22 protein-coding genes and 1 pseudogene are annotated in these 18957 nt (G+C 70.6%); 3 read left to right on the top strand and 20 right to left on the bottom strand.

Annotated features, from left to right (window positions below; all coding sequences use genetic code 11):
• Positions 1-96: 96 nt before the first annotated feature.
• The 16 genes from ACFY60_RS12405 to ACFY60_RS12480 all read right to left on the bottom strand — a co-directional run bounded on the left by ACFY60_RS12405 (position 97) and on the right by ACFY60_RS12480 (position 10668).
• A complete protein-coding gene (locus ACFY60_RS12405; protein ID WP_388611080.1) occupies positions 97-1638 on the bottom strand; it encodes a YfjI family protein in 1542 nt (513 codons plus the stop codon).
• Positions 1635-1847 carry a hypothetical protein gene (locus ACFY60_RS12410; protein WP_388611082.1) on the bottom strand — a complete coding sequence of 71 codons (213 nt, stop codon included), beginning with the start codon at positions 1845-1847 and terminating at the stop codon, positions 1635-1637. The genes ACFY60_RS12405 and ACFY60_RS12410 overlap by 4 nt, the downstream gene beginning before the upstream one ends.
• A gap of 125 nt (positions 1848-1972) precedes the next feature.
• A complete protein-coding gene (locus tag ACFY60_RS12415; RefSeq protein ID WP_388611084.1) occupies positions 1973-2875 on the bottom strand; it encodes a bifunctional DNA primase/polymerase in 903 nt (300 codons plus the stop codon).
• A 120-nt stretch (positions 2876-2995) separates the two neighbouring features.
• On the bottom strand, positions 2996-3322 hold the full coding sequence (locus tag ACFY60_RS12420) for a hypothetical protein (protein WP_388611086.1): 327 nt from the start codon (positions 3320-3322) through the stop codon (positions 2996-2998).
• Positions 3323-3332: 10 nt separating this feature from the next.
• Positions 3333-3521 carry a hypothetical protein gene (locus ACFY60_RS12425; RefSeq protein WP_388611088.1) on the bottom strand — a complete coding sequence of 63 codons (189 nt, stop codon included), beginning with the start codon at positions 3519-3521 and terminating at the stop codon, positions 3333-3335.
• Between the two features lie 33 nt (positions 3522-3554).
• A complete protein-coding gene (locus ACFY60_RS12430; protein ID WP_388611089.1) occupies positions 3555-3911 on the bottom strand; it encodes a hypothetical protein in 357 nt (118 codons plus the stop codon).
• Positions 3908-4903, bottom strand: coding sequence for a DNA cytosine methyltransferase (locus ACFY60_RS12435; protein ID WP_389458133.1), 996 nt, complete (start codon positions 4901-4903; stop codon positions 3908-3910). The genes ACFY60_RS12430 and ACFY60_RS12435 overlap by 4 nt, the downstream gene beginning before the upstream one ends.
• Before the next feature lie 90 nt (positions 4904-4993).
• Entirely contained in the window at positions 4994-5185 is a 192-nt protein-coding gene (locus tag ACFY60_RS12440) for a hypothetical protein (RefSeq protein WP_388611091.1), read from the bottom strand.
• 15 nt (positions 5186-5200) lie between these two features.
• Entirely contained in the window at positions 5201-5344 is a 144-nt protein-coding gene (locus ACFY60_RS12445; protein ID WP_388611093.1) for a hypothetical protein, read from the bottom strand.
• A gap of 12 nt (positions 5345-5356) precedes the next feature.
• Positions 5357-5956, bottom strand: a complete 600-nt coding sequence (locus ACFY60_RS12450; protein WP_388611095.1) for a hypothetical protein — start codon at positions 5954-5956, stop codon at positions 5357-5359.
• Positions 5957-6184: 228 nt separating this feature from the next.
• Positions 6185-8449, bottom strand: a complete 2265-nt coding sequence (locus ACFY60_RS12455; RefSeq protein ID WP_388611097.1) for an FtsK/SpoIIIE domain-containing protein — start codon at positions 8447-8449, stop codon at positions 6185-6187.
• 100 nt (positions 8450-8549) lie between these two features.
• Complete coding sequence (locus ACFY60_RS12460; RefSeq protein ID WP_388611098.1) at positions 8550-8756, bottom strand: hypothetical protein; 207 nt, start codon at positions 8754-8756, stop codon at positions 8550-8552.
• 40 nt (positions 8757-8796) lie between these two features.
• Positions 8797-9993: a hypothetical protein gene (locus tag ACFY60_RS12465; RefSeq protein ID WP_388611100.1), complete on the bottom strand. Its 1197-nt coding sequence runs from the start codon at positions 9991-9993 to the stop codon at positions 8797-8799.
• Positions 9990-10229 carry a hypothetical protein gene (locus ACFY60_RS12470; protein WP_062756227.1) on the bottom strand — a complete coding sequence of 80 codons (240 nt, stop codon included), beginning with the start codon at positions 10227-10229 and terminating at the stop codon, positions 9990-9992. The genes ACFY60_RS12465 and ACFY60_RS12470 overlap by 4 nt, the downstream gene beginning before the upstream one ends.
• Positions 10226-10402, bottom strand: a complete 177-nt coding sequence (locus ACFY60_RS12475; protein ID WP_388611102.1) for a hypothetical protein — start codon at positions 10400-10402, stop codon at positions 10226-10228. Before ACFY60_RS12475 ends, ACFY60_RS12470 begins: the two co-directional genes overlap by 4 nt.
• Positions 10399-10668 (bottom strand): hypothetical protein, encoded by a 270-nt coding sequence (locus ACFY60_RS12480; RefSeq protein ID WP_388611103.1) that lies wholly within the window; start codon positions 10666-10668, stop codon positions 10399-10401. Before ACFY60_RS12480 ends, ACFY60_RS12475 begins: the two co-directional genes overlap by 4 nt.
• A gap of 679 nt (positions 10669-11347) precedes the next feature.
• Here ACFY60_RS12480 and ACFY60_RS12485 point away from each other — a divergent pair.
• Positions 11348-12418: an XRE family transcriptional regulator gene (locus ACFY60_RS12485; RefSeq protein ID WP_388611104.1), complete on the top strand. Its 1071-nt coding sequence runs from the start codon at positions 11348-11350 to the stop codon at positions 12416-12418.
• Here the strand turns inward: ACFY60_RS12485 and ACFY60_RS12490 are convergent.
• Positions 12402-13178, bottom strand: a complete 777-nt coding sequence (locus tag ACFY60_RS12490; RefSeq protein ID WP_388611106.1) for an NUDIX domain-containing protein — start codon at positions 13176-13178, stop codon at positions 12402-12404. The genes ACFY60_RS12485 and ACFY60_RS12490 overlap by 17 nt on opposite strands.
• A gap of 133 nt (positions 13179-13311) precedes the next feature.
• Positions 13312-14598 carry a hypothetical protein gene (locus ACFY60_RS12495; RefSeq protein WP_388611108.1) on the bottom strand — a complete coding sequence of 429 codons (1287 nt, stop codon included), beginning with the start codon at positions 14596-14598 and terminating at the stop codon, positions 13312-13314.
• 581 nt (positions 14599-15179) lie between these two features.
• On the opposite strand from ACFY60_RS12495, the pseudogene ACFY60_RS12500 reads away from it, so the two are divergent.
• Together ACFY60_RS12500 and ACFY60_RS12505 are read left to right on the top strand one after the other, a co-directional pair.
• Positions 15180-15266, top strand: a pseudogene (locus ACFY60_RS12500) (glutamine synthetase); the annotation flags it as partial.
• A gap of 240 nt (positions 15267-15506) precedes the next feature.
• Positions 15507-16001, top strand: a complete 495-nt coding sequence (locus ACFY60_RS12505; protein WP_388611110.1) for a GNAT family N-acetyltransferase — start codon at positions 15507-15509, stop codon at positions 15999-16001.
• A gap of 39 nt (positions 16002-16040) precedes the next feature.
• Here the strand turns inward: ACFY60_RS12505 and ACFY60_RS12510 are convergent, their stop codons facing one another.
• Both ACFY60_RS12510 and ACFY60_RS12515 read right to left on the bottom strand, forming a co-directional pair.
• A complete protein-coding gene (locus tag ACFY60_RS12510) occupies positions 16041-16472 on the bottom strand; it encodes a VOC family protein (protein WP_388611111.1) in 432 nt (143 codons plus the stop codon).
• Between the two features lie 114 nt (positions 16473-16586).
• The gene (locus ACFY60_RS12515; protein ID WP_388611113.1) at positions 16587-18716 is read right to left on the bottom strand and encodes a PIG-L family deacetylase; all 2130 of its coding nucleotides are present in this window, start codon (positions 18714-18716) and stop codon (positions 16587-16589) included.
• Between the last annotated feature and the right edge of the window lie 241 nt (positions 18717-18957).

An 18957-nucleotide genomic window follows, 5' to 3' on the forward strand; every position in this document is an offset into this window, starting at 1 on the left:
CCGGAGGTTTTGTCACAGCCCCGGAAACCCTTGTTTCCGCAGCTCAGGTGGCTAGTCGGGAGGTTCTGTCAGTTCTGTCAACGGTTTCGGGGGTTCTCAGGCGGCGGAGGTGATGCGGGGGTGGGTCTCGTAGCGGGGCGAGGGTGGCCGGCCACCGCGCGTGCTGCGGGGCGGCGGGGGCTGCTGACGGAGCCAGCCGTGTTCCTCCAGGAGCTCCAGGGCCGGGTCGAGGTCGCCCATGGCGGCGAACTCACTGCGGGGCATCGCGCGGAATAGGTCGCGCTTGGTGAAGGTCGCGGTGCGGGTCTCGCTCAGGTGGGTCAGCACCGTGTGGGCGGCTTCCTGCGCGGGGTCGGCCTTCATCGCGTTGAACACGTCGAGGGCGTGGGCGGTGAAGTAGTCGCCGAGGCGGGTGGCGGCGGCCATCGTTTCGGTGGCGATGGGCCGGTGCCAGGCGTCCTCGGGGTGGGTGGCGAGGTGGAGGAGCCCGGCGATGCGGGCGACGGCTCCGTCGCGCTTGCTGGCCCAGTTGATGATGGGCGCGAGCGGGCCGTCCTTGCGCAGGCGGGCCTCGGTGACGCGCTGGTAGGCGAGGAGGACGGCGTCGGCCTCGGGGGTGAGGGTGAGGGCGACGGGTTCGGTCCAGGCCGCGAGGGTCAGGGCGAGGTGCCCGAGCTTCTGGGCGTAGGTGGCGGCGGTCTCGGGGGCGAGGAGTTCGGGGGTGAGGTTGCGGTAGCCGACGAGGGATTCAGGCTTGGAGTAGAGGAAGCGGGCGAGCAGGCCGCGTCCGTCGGCGCCCTTGATCTGTCCGATGGCGTCCAGGACGTCCGGCTGCACAGCCAGGCCCATGGTGATGGCGGGGGTCTCGATGTACTGGGCTTCGCGGACCTGGCGGTTCACGCGGGCCATGTCGCCGGCGTGCCCTTTGAGGAAGATGCCCATGTTCGGGGCGCCGGAGTAGCGGCCCGCGATGATCTCGAAGATCTCCCCCTCGGGGGACAGGATCGAGATGCGGCCGTCCTGTTGGGCGAGGAGCGTGGTCAGGCTTTCGGCGGTGACGTCGTCGGCGACGAGCTGCGGCTCGGCCGGGACGACGGCTCGCTCGGCGGCCTCGGCCAGGGCGACGGCCTGGGCGGTCAGCTCGGCCAGCTTCTCGGGCTCGGCGTTGGCGGCCAGCTTCTCGGCCCTCTCCGCCGCGGCCTTCGAGATCCGCGCCGCTGCGGCGGCCTCGGCCCGCTGGGGCGCGGTCAGCTCGATGAGGGCCTTCTCGGCGGCGAGGAGGGGCTTGGTCATGAGCCCGAACACGGCACTCTTGCGGTTGCCGGGCGGGAGGGCGACGGCGGTGTAGAGGTTGACCGGCTCGCTCCACTGCCCGCGCACGGACACGGTCAGGCGCCCGCCGGCGGCCGTGCCGACGACGGCTAGGGCGAGGCACCCGGCGAGGTCGACGGGCGTCTGCGTCTCCTCGGCGACGCCCGCGGTCATGGCGGCGAGCCAGTCGGGCAGCGCGTCGACGGGGAAGGCGGGGAGCTTGCCGCGGGGGTTGAGCGGGATGGGCTCGTCCCAGACGGGTCCGGCGATGTCCTCGGCGGTCATCTCCTCGAACCCGGCCCACAGCTCGGGGTCGTGCGGGCTCATGCGGCTTCCTTTCCCTGGGTGAGTAGCGGGCAGGTGGTGCGGTGGTGGGCGTGGTCGTCGGTGAGCCGGGTGACCTGCTGGTGTCCGAACGCCTTCAGGTCCCGGCCGCAGGAGCACCACGAGTGCGCGGTGGGCATCGCGTTGCGGCCGGCCGCGCCGATGTGGAGCACCGCGAGGATCCTCGGGCCGGAGGGCGGGTGCGGGTCCAAGCCAGAAGGGACGCCTTCGGCGACGCCTTTCCGGGCGCCCACGGCCCGCAGGCGCACCGGCTGCTCGGCGGCAGCGGGCCGGTCGGTGGCGGGAGGGCATTCCAAGGGGGAGGGATTTCGGGGGCTCATGCCGCCTCCCGGGGCCGGGCCTTGCGGATGGAGCTGTCCAGGGCGCTGCGGATCGTGGCGCGGCACTCGGCCGCGGTCAGTCCCCTCGCCTCCCCCGCCGCTTGGAATGCCTCCTCCACCACCGCGCGGCCGAGGTCGCCCCACGCGACGAACCGCCCCACGAGGAACGCGGACCGATTGAGCGTGTTGTTCGCCTGCTTCGCCGGCGCGGCCTGGACGTTGGCGCACTCCCGCTCCAGCGCCGCACGGGCCGCACGGCTCCCGCTGACCCTCGGCACGGCCGGAACAGCCGCGCGGGGCCGTGCGGGCTCCTGACGGGCCGTGAGCGCCTCCAGGAGCCAGCCGGGCAGCGGAAGGACCGGGACGTCGTCCAGGACCGTGTACGCCCCGCTGGGCGTCACACTGCCGGGCGCGACGACGTACCCGCCCCACGCCCGCGTGTCTACCAACGGCCCAAGCAGACCTGCGGAGTTGCCGAGACGCGGGCCGCTCGGGGCGGTGAAGTAGAGGTGCTGGCCACCGGACGCCGTCCCGGCCCGGAAGGTGGTCGGGAACGGCTGGCCGGCTCGCTCGCACAGGGCCGCGAAGACCTCGGCGCCGGTGGGGCTGGCGGCGCCGTCCTTGGGCATGTCGAGGTCGACGACGACGAGCCCGGACGGTCCGGTCGCCAGGCCGATGTTGAACGGGGCCTGCGTCCACGCGCGGGTGATCCGCTCGGGGTCGGTGGTGGCCCTTTCCTCCCACTTCACGTGACCGCCCGCGCAGGCCCCGGTGCGGGGGCAGCGGGCGTCGCCGTGCAGGGCGGGGCGCTTCGTGCCGGGTCGGAGCGGGAAGACCGCCCACCCCCGGGCCGCGGCGTCGAGCGCCGCCTGAAGGGTGCCAGGAGCAGACGTCAGCACGCGGCCTCCTGCCGCGACACGTTCGGATAGGTCATGCTGGGTGTCTCCAGTTCTCTAGAAGGTGCTGGTGGACGAGGGCGGCCCCGGACTTTGGCGAGACGGGGGCCGCCCTCGGCGCAGCTAGGAGTGGGCGGACCAGCAGGCGTACTGCTGGCGGACGTAGAAGCGCGGGTCGCAAATGACCGCGGTGCCGTCATGGTCCATGAGCTGGCGGGCGGCGACGATGGCGTCCTTGGCGGCCTTGTCGTCGTCGAGGGCGATGCGGTCCAGGAGCGCGGCCTTGCGGAGCCAGAACTCGCGGCTGGCCTCGGTGCCGAAGGGGCGGTCGGCGGCGGTCTGGGCCACCCAGCCGATCTCCCGGATGATGCTCGGCGCCTGGGCGTACGCCTGCTCCGGCGTCGGCCAGTCGGGCTCCGGCGCGGGGCTGCGGCCGGTGGCGGGGTTCATGGGTGGCTCCTCAGAGGTTGGAGAGGGCGTCGATGACGCTGTTGGTGAGCTGGTTGATGGGGGTGGCGGCGCCGGTGGAGGCGAGGAAGAAGCCGAAGCCGGCGGCGGTGAACGCGGAGCCGTAGCCGAGGTTTCCGGCGCGGAGGAGGAAGAACAGGACGAGCGCGAAGAGGGCGACGAGCGAGACGGTTATGGCCACGGCGGTTCTCCTTTCGCGGGGCGGTGTGTGTGGTCAGCGGTGCTTGAGGCGGACCAGGTCGCGGCAGGTGCCGGGCAGGTCGGCGACCTGGTCCCAGTCGTCGAGCGTGAGCCCGTACTTGGCGCTGGCCGTGAGGAGCAGGACGAGCAGGTCGTGCGCGGCGTCGAGCTCGGCGGCGGTGGGCGGCGTGCCGCCCCGGCGCACGGCGGTGATGCGCTGGGCGAGGGTGCGGCCCTTGGCGTCGGTCATGCCGCGCACGGCCGTGTCGACGGCGTGGCGGGTCTCGGCCTCGGTGAGGAGCTCGTCGATGACCCGGTCGGCCCACTCGTGGGTGCGGTGCTCGGACTCGGACTCGGCGCGGATCTGGCGGATGCGGTCACGGAAAATCACGGATGGGCCTCCTGGTGGGTGGCACGGTCGAGGAGCATGCGGAGGGCGGCTTCGGCCTGCTGGGGCACGACGCCGTTGCCGAGGGCCTTGAGCTGCTGGGTGCGGGTGAGGCCGGAGACATCAGTGACGTGGCCGGGTGCCAGGCCCATGAGCCATTCGACGAACGCGGGGTTCAGGCGACGTCGAGCGTCAGTTGCCCCGGGAGCGGGCCGTCCGAGGACGGACTCCCAGCGGGCGATCGCAGGGGCGAAACGGCCCCAGTCAGCGTCGGGTTGCCCCGGCCGAACATGGGACTCGTCCGTTCCCCGTCCGCGCGGGTCGGTGTCGGCAGGAGGTTGACCACCACTTCGTTGAGCGGCCTGGCGTTCGTCCCGATGAGGTTCGACTCGCCGGACTTCCAGTCCCTCGCCGCCGGGGTGGGCAGGAGCGAGACGGTGTGGCGCAGGTTCATCCCGCGCTGCGCCGCGTGCCCGGCGCCCGTCGCCTCCGAGGCGGTCGGGGTCGGCAGCAACGGCGAGGAGGAAGAGGCGCTGGCGGTGGTGGGGAGCGCCGATCTCCGATGCGCGTACAAGGCACCACTCCGCATCGAACCCGAGGCGGGCAAGGTCGGCGAGGACGGTGTCGAATCCCAGTCGAAGGTGCCCTGCGACGTTCTCAAAGACCGCGTAGCGGGGTCGTAGTACGCGAAGGGCGTGCGCGATCGACGGCCAGATGTGGCGGGCATCGGCGGTTCCTTTCCGCTTGCCGGCGGTGGAGAAGGGCTGGCAGGGATACCCGCCGCACACGACGTCGACGGGCTCGATGCCGGTCCAGTCGACGGCGGTCAGGTCGCCGAGGTTCGGGACCTGGGGGTGGTGGTGGGCGAGGATCCGGGAGGCGCCGGGGTCGATGTCGGAGACCCAGGCGAGCGTGCCGCCGAGGACGGCCTGGACGGCCATGTCCAGGCCGCCGTATCCGGTGCACAGCGAGCCGATCCGCAGTCCGCCGCTCACCGCGGGTCGGCCTGGCGGGTGCGGGCGGTGGCGTTGTGGGTCTCGGCCTCGGCGTGGATCTGGATGGGGCAGTGGGAGATCATGTGGCGGTCAGCCGATCTTGCGGATCTCGTGGGCGTGGACCAGGACCGGGGCGATCCAGATGCTGATCCGGTCGACGGTCCAGCGGCCGTCGGTGAGCGGCCCCGGGGGGACCTCGTCGAGGACGCGGCCGGTCTTGCCGACGGCGCGCGGGTCGTCCTCGCACGCGACGATCAGGACCTTGTCTCCAGCGTTGAACATGTCTGTCTCCTCAGGTCAGGAAGCCTTGGGGCCGTGGGGCTTGCGGGTGGTGTCGGGGTGCTCGCGGCCCTTGGCGTTGTTGCCGAGTCGGGCGGTGCCGGCGGACGGCTTGTCTCCGGCGCAGCCGTCGCTCCTCGGGCCGGGAGGGCGCTTCTTCATCTGGTCGGCGTCCTAGGCGGTGGTGGTGCGGCGGGCGTGGGTGGCGGCGGTGCGGACGAGGGCGAGGGCCTCGGTGCGGGTGCGGCCGGTGGCGTCGTTCCAGCGGTGGTAGGGCTCGGTGATGCCGCGGGCGGTGAGGACGGCCTGGAGGCGGTGGCTGGCGGCGATGGCGGTCGTCTCGTCGCCGTAGCCGAGGCGGAACAGGACAGCCTGGGCGCCGAGGATGCAGCGGCGGCCGGAGGTCGAGCGGAGTGCACCGCGGTGCCAGCCGTAGCGCTCGATGACGAGCGCGGTGAGCTCCAGGTGTTCGGCGACGCTGATCTGCCGTTCGGCTCCGTGGAGTTGGCGCAGGAGCGGGAAGGCGAGGACCCATTCGGGCAGGAGTCGCAGCGCGCGGGCGGGCGGGGCGAGGACCGGGGCCGGCACGGCCGCCGGGGCGGGGGTGCCGAGGGCCTCTGCGATGAGTTCGGCGGTGGTCTTGGTGACGAGGGGGTGGGCGGTGGTGCGGACGCGGGCGGTGAGGTACTGCTCGATCTCACGGACCAGGAGCGCCGCCTCGTCGGCGTACTCCGGGGCCGGGACGGCGGGGGCGGTGAGGGTCTGGGCGTTCACAGTGCCTGACTCCTTATGTACCGGTTTGGGCTAGGACGGAGACCTGGACGCGGCCCGGACGGCTCCGCGTTTGCGCAGGTCAGAGAGGTGAGCGACCTGGACGGATGCGGGCCCGACCTGGACGCGGGCGTCCAGGTCGGGGTGCCCGGCGTCCAGGTCGGAGCCCGGTCCGCCCGGGGGCATTCCCGGTCGAATCGGGCACTCGTCCGGGTGGTGTCCGGGTCGGAATCAGGCGGTAAGTCCGAATCGGGCGGTGGCGGCGGCCTCGACACGGGCGAGCGGGTAGCCCGCGAGGCGGGAGCCCTTCTCACCCCACGGGCGCTTGGCCTTCTCCTCGTCCGTGCGCTGGACGAGGGCGCCGAGCTTCTCGGCGGTGACCGTGTGGCCGGCCGTCTTGAGCTCGTCGAGGAGGAGTTGGCCGGGCAGCCACTCGGCCGGGCCGTCCTCGGTGGCGTGGGCGGCGAAGACGTCGAGGACTGCGGCCAGGAGCAGTGCCTCGTCGTCGCCCTGGGCGCGGAGCTGGTCGGGAAGGGAGACGGGCCCGCTGGGCAGGGTTCCGGCCGCGCGGCGCCATTCGGTGGCGCGCTCGATCAGGGCGGTAACTTGCTCGTCGGTGTAGTAGTCGGCGCGGACCATGGTCGGGTTGGTGCCCTCGGCCCACAGCAGACCGGCGCCCCGCATCTCCGACTGGATCGTCTTCGCCGAGTAGCCGGACGCGGCGGCGCCCTTGCCGAGGATCGTGTCGGACGCCTCGGGGGTGGTGCAGCGCAGCGCCCACCGGATGGACAGCAGGTCACGCAGGGACGTGTCGACGACGTCGGAGCCGGGCTTCTGGGTGGCGCAGAAGGTGATGATCCCGGCCGCCCGCCCCCGGGAGACGAGGTTGCGGAGCTTGCGGGTGATCTTCTTCCCGTACTCGTCGTCGGTCGTGTAGAGCATCAGCTCGTCGACCCACAGCAGGAGCTGGCGCAGCTCGGGGTACTTGTCGGCGAGCTCCTCGGTGACCTTGCGCTTGCCCAACTTCTTCAGCAGCGCGTACCGGTCCTTCATGACCTTCAACAGCTCGTCGAGCATCTTGTCGAACGCCTCGGGGTCGGCGTCGCCCTCGTAGCGCTCGCAGAGGTGCTCGAACGGCTCCAAGTCGCCACCGCCCTTGCCGTCCGCGAGCCAGAGAATGACCCGCGGGTCGAGCGCGGCCGCGAGCAGGATCGTGTTGCCCGACGCGGACTTGCCCGCGCCCGGCTCACCGCCGATCAGGCCCGAACGCTCGACGACGGAGATGGACTGGTGGATGCCGCGCACGTCCGGGCCGATGGAGATGCGGCCCCAGAAGTCGGCGGCCGACTCCAGGGCGAGCAGCGGGCCGGGGGCGGCCTTGTCGGTGAACGGCAGGTCGCGAGCGACGTAGAGCTCGATGCGGCCGGCACGGCCGCGCTTGGCGACGGAGACCTGGGCCTCCTCCACGCCGAACGCGGCCGCCAGCTCGTCGGTCGCCCGGATCGCCTTCTTCGCCGGAACCCCCGGCGGCAGATCGAGCACGGCCGTCCAGGCGCCGCGGGCGTCCAGCATCGGCATCTGCACGACGCCGAGGGACTCCTCGGAGCCGATGACCTTCGCCGCACGGAAGGTCTGGTCGAGCATGGGGGCGGTCATCCGGTCTCCGTCACCGAGCGAGCGCCAGTCGCTCGTCCAGTCCGCCTCCTCGTCATACGGGGTGCGGCCGACGAACGCGCCCCCGGCGAACGTCGACAGCAGCCCGGCGGCCAGGCCCAGACCGCCGGCCATGGCGTACCCGCCGCAGATCGCGGTCAGCGGCGGGCCGTAGACGACTCCGGCGCGCAGGTTGCGGGCTCGGTTGCGGTCCTTCTTCGCCTTCTTGTGCAGCAGCACGGCCTCCTCGGCTGCCTTCGTCGCCTTTTCCGCTGCCTTCATCGCCAGCTCCTTCTTCGTGCCGAGGATGCGCGGGGTGAAACGGGCGTGGCGGGCGGCGAGCTTGGCCTCCCTCGTGAGGACGTGGGCGGTGTGGGCGGCGGACTGCACCCGCACACCTTCGAAGCCGACGACCCACTCGTGCGAGCGCCGCACTCCGCGGCCGAACTGGCGGATGTGACCGCGCTGGGTGGGCTGACGGCGCACCCAGCGGCGGAAGTCCCGGCGCCGGGCCCGGTAGAAGACGCCGGCCCACGCGGCCCATCCCTCCGGGGAGTACATCCACGCGGGGATGAGCGGGGCGTCGGCGTCGAAGTCGTCCAGGTCGACCTTTTCAACCCGCCCCACCACCGGCGCCGGCGTGGGAGCGGTGGGCTTGTCGAGGATGATCCGGGCGGTCTCCAGGACCACCGTGCGGTCGTCCCGGCCGACCGTCGGCGCTTCGGCCGGCATCGGCGGGACGGTCGCCGGGGTGGGGCGGAGGAAGGTGACGGTCGCCATCGGCTCCGGGCCGGAGTCGGGCACCGAGTCGGCGGGGGTGTGTTCGGTGAGGTGCTCGGTCATGCTTGCTGTGCCTCCTGGTGAGGTAGCGGGCCCGGCCGGTGCTGCCAGGCGAGGGCCGGGCCCCGCGTACGAGAGGTGAAGGTCAGGCGCCGAGTGGTCCTCAGCCGTGGTCGCGAAGCTGGCTGAGGACGTCGTCCAGCAGCTCGCTGGGCAGCAGTCCCTTGTCGACGGCGGCGAGTGCGGTGAACGCCTTGGCGATCCGCTCGCGCCCCTCCATCAGGGGGAGGGTGTACTGCGCGTGCCTGGTCTCGTTCGTGGCGGCGGCCTTCCGCAGAAGGTCGGCGGCCTCTTCGAGGTAGCGGCTCATCGGTCAGTCCTCCGGTTGGCAGTTCGGGGTTTGGGGTGGTTCAGGCGACGTGCAGGCGGCGCTGTTCGATGACGCGGTTGCGCAGAACGGCGGCGTCGACGCGGCGGATCTGGAGCTTCTTTGCCAGGCCGTGGGCGGAGATCTGACGGCCCTCGGCGACGAGCTCGGCGGCGGCCGCGAGGGCGTCCGGCAGGAGCGCTTCGAGCTCCTCCTCGGACTTGCCCTCAGGCCCGTCCGCGCGGCCTGCCGGGACAGGAGTCGAAGAGGCGTTCTCCCCAAGTCCCGCCTGAGATGTGGGGGTCTGGGTGAGTTCGGCGAAGGGGTTGAGTCGGGCGGCCTTGAAGCCGGTCTCCAGGAGTTCCTCGCGGACGTTGTCGCCGAGCTCGAACGCGGCCCCGAGCTGAAGGACGGCCTCGGTCGCGGTGGCGTAGAGCTGAGCCGAGAGACCCGGCTCGGCGCCGGTGTGGATCCGCCACGCGGCGGCGAACGCGGCCTCGTCGTCGAGCACCCCGAACGGCAGGGCGGCCTGGAGCTTCACGGCCTGCTCGACGATCTGCGGGTGGTGCTTCCGGCGCGCGGCCACGTGCGCCTTGCGGGCCCTCTCGGCCTTCTTCTCGGCCTTGGTCTTGCCGTGGGAGCCGTGGGTCTTCAGGTCCCAGATGTAGATCGCGAACAGGCTGCTGGCGCCGAGGACGAACGCGACCCACGGGTGCTCGCCGTACGCCTCCAGGCCGTGCCAGAAGTTCACCGCCGCCGCGACAGTGGCGACGGCCCAGGTGCCGATCCGGTACTTCCTCGGTTCGCGGCCGGCGTCCTCGGCCTGCTTGCCCATGAACGTGATCGCCCAGGCTCCGCCCTCCAGCATCGCCGCGAGCAGGCCGGCCATCGGCGCCGCCACGCTCGCGCCGGTCAGGGCGCCGATCTGGGACAGGATCGCCGGGACGATCGAGGCGACCATCACAAAGCCGACGAACAGCGTCGCAGGGTTCGTCTTCAGCCAGCGGACCAGCTTGGCCCGCTGGGCGGCTGCGGCTGCCTTCTTCGCCTGCTTCTCGGCGAGCTTGGCCTTGCGGTCGGCCTGCTCCTGGCGGCGCTTGGCTTCGGCGTCCTTGCGCCGCTCCTCGGCCTTGATCTGCTCGCGCTGGGCGGCGGCCTCCAGCTCCAGGCGGCGGTCCTCGCGGTCCTGGGCCCGCTCGGCGGCCCGGTCGGCCCGGCGGTCTTCACGGTACGAGCTCATCGGGAACCTCCGGCAGGGGTCGCGATTCCATACAGGACGTCGGCGAGCTCCTTGCGGAGCTTGGGGGAGACGCGGGCGAGGCGGAACCGCCGGGCGAAGCGCTCGTCGACGGCCGTCGCGGCCCGCGCGATCGTCTCGGTGACCAGACTCAGCAGCGCGACCGTCCCGGCCACCAGACCGAGCGCGAGCTCCAGGACGGTCAGCACGAACAGCAGGATCTGAGCGGCGGTCCTCACAGCCCCTCACCCGCCTCGTGGCGGTCGGCGCGGAGCAGGAGGCGGTGGACGGCGACCACGCCGAGCCCGGCGAAGAAACCCGTGAGGGTGAGGTCCCGAACGCCGGCGGCCTGGCCCCAGATCTCGACGCCGACGCACAAGGCGATCAGGGCCCAGTAGGTGAGGCGGTTCATGCGGCACCCCGCTCGAAGCCGAGGGCGGAGCGGCGGGGGAAGGCGAGCACGCGGGCGCCGAGCAGGCTGCGGTAGTAGGCGAGGTCCTCGGCGTCGACGTCGGTGTCGGCCTCGGTCTCCAGGACGGCGAGGATGTCGCGCAGCGCATCCTGGCCGGCCGCCGAGTCGAACTCCAGCGCCTCGGCCGAGTCGGCGTCGAAGCCGAGCGCGGCCTCGATCAGCTCGGCCCGAGTAACGATCCTCTGACCAGCAACGATCACGTTCATGGGTCGTACTTCCTCTCGCAGGGTTGGAACGGCCCGAACCGAGGCCCCGGAGTTGCACCTCCGGGGCCTCTCGCCGTTTGGAGTCGTGGGTACTTCCGGCTCCCCGCCACCCCGCCCGTACGAGACGGGCGGAGGAGGCAACCGGCCGCAGCCGAGGCTGCGGAAGTCGTGGGGTGATGCGTCGGACCTCCGACTCGCGTGGTGCCGCTGACCCCGGGGAGGTCCGTTTCCCGGAGCGCGTCGCGGCGTCAATGTCAGCCACGCGGTTCTTTAGAGCCGACTGCGTGTCCCCCATGCGGGGTGTGGGGCCCGGTTGTGACACGGGCCCGGTCTCGATCGGCTGGTCTCCACTCGCCTCGGCCGGCGTTCTCGCGGCCGTGTTGCTGCGGTGGATCACGCTGTTCAGTTGAGGCACACCGAACTCGGGCTCCTCAGCCCATCTGGTGCGCACCAGTAGGTTCGCATCTGGTGCGCACCAGATGCAACCCCTTGGTTCGGGCCGCGTGTCGGTGTGCTCTTCTAGAGAAGGGCTCAAGGCGCATGTGCCGGTAGCCAACTGCGGTTAACCTCAAGGGTGTTAACCAACTCTCACCTGCGGCTTTACGGAGGCGGCGTGGCTAAGGGGTTAAAGGCGAGCCGGACCGCGCGAGGATGGTCGCAGGACCGACTGATTCACGAGATGCGGCGGTTCGCGGAGCAGCGGCTCCTCGACATCGCTTCGGCGGGCAGCCTCAAGACCTACGTGTCGGAGTGGGAGAACGGCCGCCGCACCATCACAGATCGCTATGCCGCGATCCTGCGGCCGCTCCTGGGTGTCACGGACGCCGAGCTGCGGGGTGAGGACGAGACCCCCGAGCCTCAGGCGGACGGCTACGCGGACCTGCTGAGCCGGATCGATGCGGCCGGCAGTCTGAGTCAGTCGATGGTCCCGGCGTTCCTGGCCCAGACCGAGCTGCTGCGCACCATGGACCGACAGATGGGCGCGACTGGCCTCGTCGACCAGATGAATGGCCATTTGGCGGCGATGGAGGAAGCGTTGACCTTCGCCGTGTTGCCGGGAGCGCGGCGGCCCATCGCGACCGCCCTCGCGGGAGCATCCACCCTCGCGGCATGGCAGGCGTTGGACGCCGGCGCAGTGGATCGGGCATGGCGGCGGTACGAGCTTGCCAAGAAGGCGGCCCAGGACGCCGAATCCCCGCTGTACCTGGCGCACGCAATGGGTGAGCAGGCGTACGTACTCGCGGATGCCGGTCGGCCTCAGCTGGCGGTCGAGCTGGTGCGGGACGCGCAGCGCACCTACCCCGAACGCCAGTCACCCCGCCTGAGGGCATGGCTGGCAGCGGCCGAGGCGGAGCTGTGTGCCGCCGTCGGCGGCCCGGAGATGGAGTCGGCCGCGAGGGCGGCGCTTGAGCGAGCGACCGCGCTTCTTCCGGACGACGGGGAGGTGCGCGACGCCGACATGCTGAGCATCTTCCTCAACACCGGTCACCTGTCGAGATGGCGGGGAAACGTCCTGGCCAAGCTCGGAGATACCTCAGCGATGGAGGAGCTGTACGCGTCGCTCCGAAGCGCCGATGAGACCTTCGTGCGCGCGAACTCCGGCATCCACTGCGACCTCACCCAGGCGCATCTTGCCCGCGGCGAACTGGACGATGCGCGGATCCATCTCCAGAAGGCCCGGTTGCTGGCGAACCGCACGGGCTCCGTGCGGTACCGCCGGCGGGTGGAGCTCCTTACCGGGCGCCTCTAGACCGGGACGCGAGGATGTGCAGCAGGGCCACGAGTGTGCCGGAGCCCATGAGCTTGCCCTCGGTCATCAGACGCGGGATGTCGTCGAGGGGGATCCAAGCGATCTCCCCGGCCTCTTCGGCGTCGGTCGGCTCGCCGACCTTCTCGGCGCCACGGGCCACAAAGATCTCATGCGGCGAGTCGACCATGCCGATCATCGGCTGGTAGCTGACGACGTGCTCCACGGGGCCAGGACGCCATCCCGTTTCCTCCTCGGTCTCTCGGGCCGCCGTTGTGGCCGCGTCCTCGCCTGCGTCCACGATTCCGCCGGGCAGTTCCCACCCCCACTGTTGCGGCACGAAGCGGTACCGCCACAGCATGAGTACGCGGTCTCGGTCATCGATCACGGCAGTGATCGCTACGCGGAAGAGCCGCACAACATGATGCTCGAAGCGGTCGACGCCGGGCGGCTCAACGTCGACCAGGTCCAGGTTCACCCACCGGTTCTCATAGATGTGACGAGAACCGTGGATCTTCCACGGTTCCATCTCCGCTGGCGTCGGAACGCTTTCGCCGCCGAGGACGCGGTAGGAGCTGCGGTCGTGAGCCTTGATGAAGTGCTCATTCGACAGACGAGCGAGCACCTGACGTAGTGCAGTACGGCCGATCTCAAGCTCGACACTCAGCGTCCGCTCGGATGGCAACTTGTCGCCGGGCCTGTAACGGCCCGTCTCGATCCAGGATCGGATCGTCTCGTAGACCCTCTGCGTCTTGGGTCCCATCCTCCGCGCACACCCCCGGATCGTTGGTTGGTCATAAGCAGCGTACAAGGGAAGGAGAGTAGACGACTGTACCTCTCTTCCAGAGCTTGTCCGCTTGGAGCTTATCTAGTGATTTCACTCCCCAATAGGGCAATTAACCTTTTTGGAGGGAAGCGTATGAAACCCATAGTGCCACAAGCGCCACAGCAAGTGAGGCGATTGTGATCCAGAAAACTCTTCCTTGGAGTCGAGCGTTATAAGCGGCATTGGTCAATGCGGCGGCGTTAGAAGAAATATCTCTAAATTCTTGCTCGACCTTTGAGATGCGATCCGCTTCAACTGACTGCCAATCCCTCCATAGTTGCTCCAATGGAACCGGCTGGCGACTGAAGCCAGGTGGGGTTGTCTCCAAGAATTCTGGAAGGTCTCCACTCCATACCCTTTGTTCGGTCGTTACTTCTACCACTTCGCGCACGGCCAAGTTGGCTTCCATCCCGTTTCTAAGGAAATCATCTCGAAGTCGGATAATGCCTCGGAAGGAGCCCCCCCTGAGGGCCTTAGTGATGTTATTCCTGGTTCTGTTGAAACGTTCGCCAGAGCGGGCGACGAGCCTATTTAGTGCCCACTTGGCCGTCATTTCTTCTAGGGCATAGGAGAGCATCTCGAAACGTTCCTCAAGTTCATCGGGGTTAGGGGAGAATGCGTCCCGATTTATGGCTACCTTTAGGGATTCGAATTTGAAGCCCTCGGCGTCGCCGTGTTCGTCGTGCCGCACCCGCACCGCCGGATCCGTACTGCTCACCCAATACGAGTGAAAGCGTGAATCGAGCTGTAGCGCAGAGAGGCGCCGTCCAAGCCCGCCCTGCCCCTCATGACTCCACGCATCGAAACCCCGTGTATAAAGGATCTCGACCGCAGGTAGCCCGATTTTTGAATCTCTTGAGAAGAATCCATTAAAGTGAAGATTAAGCCACTCCTTTGCCTCCTTATGTCGAGCCTCCCTCCACTTCCTTGCGGCTACTTCCTTCTGCCTTGCAACGTCGACGATCGACCATCCGCTTCGGCGGCCGTGGAGCCTTCTCTTTTCCGTTGTGTATCGACCATTTAGAAGCCGCCCGAAGGATCGAGAGAATTCTTCCGCGTAGGTAAATTCCATCACCACGACGGCAATTCCAGACGAGATCGAGAAAAGTGATCCTGATACGTATTCAACTCCAGCGGGAAGGTTGTTGGGGGTGGAGTTTGGGTTCGCCCTCCCGTTCCCCGGGGTGGTGAGTCCGGGCAGTGTGACCCACCCATAGCCTCTGCGTTCGCGGGAACGGTAAAGCCACTCAGAGAGCCCCTCGGGTGCTGATCTAAAGGCGCCTCCCTTTCTGTCGATTTTCCTCAATTGCTGATGAAGTTGTGGAGTGTCTAGCGAAGTGAACACCTCGGCGAGCATGAGTCGGCTGAACCAAACCTCATGTCCGGGCGGGAGTCGCGTAAGGAGGTGATCTGCCGCGTCGCGTTGTCGCGCTCTTTCGATTGCTCTCCGCATCACTAGAGTATTCATGCGCCATTGGATGATCCTTCTTGCGAAGGACGGCAAGCGGCGGTTTCTGTAAAGGCGAAATAGCTGATCGTAATCCAAAGTCGTCAATTTCCCTTCCCTTGTGAAAGTTGAATTATGCCAAGCTCGTAATCAGTGATCTGGCCTGGTTCCACACCAACGTGACCGCAGGATCACCATCCTGGCAGGATGCCATCGCCGCGGCGTGCAGGACTATCAAGTAGCCCACGTCGGTGGGTCAGGAAGGCTTCGTGGATGGCGCCCCACTGTTCCCAGGGAGGCGTGATGGGATCCCCTGTGGCATGAGGGGTGTCAGCCCCCGTCTCTTCCCCGGGAGCGGGCAAGGTCTGGGCCGTCTGTGGGCCGTCCCAGGGCCGCTGTCAGTAGCCACGGATCCCCAACAACCACTACGTAGGAGACGGTCTCAAGTGCTCGTTTCAGCTCGAGCCGAGGTGTCCTCGGTGTCTCGTCACTTCCTCCGCAACAAGAAGCAGGAGTGGGAGGAGTACCGCTCCGAGGTCACGGCCTTCGAACTGCGCAAGAACCTGCCGGTGCTCTGACGCGGACGCGGGACCGGCGCCCCCGGCCTACGAGGCCTTCGAGGCGTGCGGGTGCGGGCGGGAGCCGAAGTTCCGGCCCCGGACGCGGGCGCAGGTGCGGGCGCGGCGGATCGCGGCCGCGCGGGCCGGTGTGCCGCTCGCCGAGACGCTGGGGCGGGTCGAGCCGACGGAGCCGGACGGGGTGGCCGGGCCGCCGGAAAAGCGGTTGGCGGTGGGGCGGCGGGCCCGCAGACTGCGCGGGTGAAGATCTCCTCCGTCGCCACCGCACGGCTTCTCCTGCACCCGATGACCGTCGACGAGGCCGAACGGGTCGTCGCGCGCACGCCCCTCGCCGGGGACGACTGGGCGGAGGGATATCCGGGGGACGGGGACGTCCGGGCGTGCACCGGGTTCCTGCGGGGGGTCGCCGAGCGCGGCGGACCCGGGGTGTTCGGGGTGTACCGGATACGGCTCCTCGACAGCGGGGTCGCCGTCGGCGGCATCGGCTTCCACGGGCCGCCGGACGCGGAGGGCTTCGTCACCGTGGGGTACGGGGTCGTGCCGTCGGTACGGGGGAAGGGGTACGCCACCGAGGCGCTGCGGGCGCTCGTCGGGGTGGCCCGGGAGGCCGGCGCCGCCGGGGTGAAGGGGGACGCCGACCTCGCCAACACGGCCTCGCACCGGGTGATGGAGGGCGCCGGGCTGCGGCCCGGGGGCGGGAGCGGGACGCTCCGCCACTTCCGGCTGGAGTTCTGAGCGACGGACCCGAACCGGGGACCTGGGGTCCGGAAGGAGCTAACGCTCCGACAGCTCCGACGGGGCCTCCTGGACCACCCAGCCGTTGCCGTCGGGGTCCTCGAAGGTCATGAAGGAGTTCCAGGTCTCGCCCTTGCCTTCCTCCCAGCCCGTCGCGCCGACGTGCATGACGGGGGAGACGTCGACGCCCCGGGCGACGAGCTGCTCGCGCGCCGCCTCGATGTCGGTGACGCACAGCTGGAGGCCGTGCAGGGTGCCGGGGGACATCTCCTTCGTGCCCGGCATCGGGGGCATGCCGCCCAGCATCGTGATCGAACAGCGCGAGCCCGGTGGTGTCACCTGCACGACGCGCATGCCGGGGGCGACCTCGTCGTCCAGGTCGATCGTGAAACCGCACTTCTCGCCGTAGAACTCCTTCGACCGGTCGATGTCGGTGACGGGGATCGGTACGACTTCCAGCGTCCAGTTCATGGCCTGCTCCTTCGCGAGGACCCGCCGAGCGCGGGCCCGTACCACCCTCACCCACGGGCCGCCCCCGCGCACGCCGAACCGCCGAACTGCCGTACGGTCACCGCCCGGAGGGGCTCAGCGGACGGCGGGCGTCCAGTGCAGCCGGCCGTCGAGGCCGATCGCCGCCACGCCGTCCGTGCCCGCGTCCGGGGCGCCCGCGAAGAGGAACCGCTCCACGCTCCACACCGGCCGGGTGCCCGACCCGCCGAGCGGCGCGGTCGCCAGGAAACCGGTGCGGGAGCGCACCGCGAGCAGGCCCTCGCCGCCGCCGCTGACCGGACCGAAGCCCGCCACGCCCCCGGCGATCTCCGTGACCGGCGCGACCAGTCCCGTACCGGAGAAGTCGGCCAGGCGCAGGTCGCCGGAGGCCGGCTTGCGGAACCAGAGCCGTACCCCGTCGCCGCCGGGCGCGGCGCTCGCGCTCAGCGCCAGCGTCGTCGCCGGCAGCCCGGTCCGCACCGGGCCGGTCAGCGGCCCGCCGGCGCGCTCGCGCGCCCACGCCAGGACGGTGGTCGGGGTGCTCGCGAAGACGTACGCGCGCCCCCGGGCGTCCGTCACCGCGACCGGGTCGCCGTACACGTCCCCGCCGCCGAGCGCCCGCCACGGGCCCCAGCCGCCGTCGGGGCGCTGCTCGCGGGCGGTCAGACGGTGGGCGCTGTCCCGTACGAGGACGGTGGTCCGGCCGTCGGGCCCCACGGTCACGGCCGGGGCGCTGATGTCCGAGGTGCCGCGCGCGTCGTCCCGCTCAGGCGTGCCCAGGGAGCGCCACGGGCCGAAGGGGCCGCCGGGCGAGGCCTGGACGGTGGTCACCACCTCGCGGCGGTACGTGTCGGGGCCGGGTCCCAGGACGGTGCGGGTCCCGTGGACGGCGATCCGGCCGCCGGGCAGGCGGACCGAGGTGACGCCGCTGTCCAGTCCGGCCCCGGGCAGCAGGACCGGGCCCCGCCAGGAGCCGCCGCCGGCCGGCTTCCGCCAGGTCGCGAGCCTGCCGTCCAGAACGGAGAAGGCGTACAGGCCGCCGTCGGCGGCGCGCTGCACCCAGGAGGTGGAGGTGCCGCGCGCGTACCGGACGGTCTGCGCCCAGCCGCGCCCGGCGGGCCGGGCGGCCACCTTCAGGTCGCCGCAGCCCGCGAGGTCGGCGCAGTCGTTGACCTCGTCCAGCCAGGCGTACGTCTTCAGGGTGCGCAGCTTGGCGTCGGCGGTCTCGGGGTCCAGGGTGTGCGGCAGGGTGCTGGTCGGGTAGCCGAGGTAGTTCTGCACGCCGACGCGGGCGTGACCGGGGGTGTCCGCGTAGCGGGCGAGCGCGGCCTGCGCGAAGCGCGCCCCGTACAGGTGGTCCTGGTGGTCGCGCAGCCGCCCGGTCTCCGGGTACGTGCCGGGGGTCGGGTCCTGCATGCGGACGAAGGTGGGGCGGAAGCGGTCGAGGATGCCGGCGATCGTGGCGACGACCTGCTCCTTCGTGTACGAGAAGTCGGCGCGGACCGGGGTGCCGGAGGAGCGCTGGGTGCCGAGCGCGCCGACGCGTCCGTGCCAGAGGCCGTTGAGGCTGTGCGGCCGGTCGTCGCTGATCGAACCGGCCTCGCGCAGCTGCAACCACACCAGCTTGACCTGCGGCTTCGCCCGGAGGGTGTCGAGTTCGGCCGACCCGCCGCCGGCCGTGGGTATCGCCTCGCGGTCCCAGGCGCTGGTGCGGTCGCCGGTGGCCATCTCGGCGTACGCGGCGCGTATGCCGTTCTGGCGGGCCTCGGCGTAGCGGGCCTTGTCGGGTTCGGTCGCGGCGGCGTCGGCGGGGCGCGCGTTGACGCCGTCGGACTCGCCGGCGGTGAGGTAGACGGAGGTCAGCGGGTGCCCGGAGCGCAGGGACTGGGAGATGTCCGGGTTCATGAAGAACAGGTCGTCGTCGGGGTGCGCCACGATCTGCACCACGGAGGCGGGCGCCCGCCCGGCGGGAGCGGCCGGCGCGGCGGGGGAGGCGGTGGACGGCGCCGCCGGGGCCGGGGACGCGGTGGCCGGTGCGGGGGAGGCGGGGCGGGCCGCCGGCGGTGTCGTCCCGGCCGGCCGCGGCGCGGCCCCCGCCCGTCCCGCCGTGGTCGCCGTCACGGTCAGCAGTCCGCCGAAGGCGCCGCCCACCAGGGCGGTCGCGACCGCCGACCGGAGGAGCCGGCGGCGGGACGGGCGGGCGGGACGGCGGAGGCGGACGGACATCGGTGGAGGCGCGCTTTCGGTGGGGCGACGGGGAGGAGGGGCCCGTCCCGCGCACACGGAACCGGCCCCGCACTCAAGACGGACTTTCAAGAAGTACGGTGCATCCGGTCGGAAAATCACATGATGTGCGAGATGTCACGTGTGATCTGCTTCGATCCGAAGGCATGGGCGCCCGCCCGCACCGCTCCGGATAGGCTCGATCCGCGGGCCGCGCCACGGGTCCGACCCGGGGACGGGGAGG

Source organism: Streptomyces sp. NPDC012827, from assembly GCF_042900905.1.
Classification (GTDB): Bacteria; Actinomycetota; Actinomycetes; order Streptomycetales; family Streptomycetaceae; genus Streptomyces; species Streptomyces gulbargensis.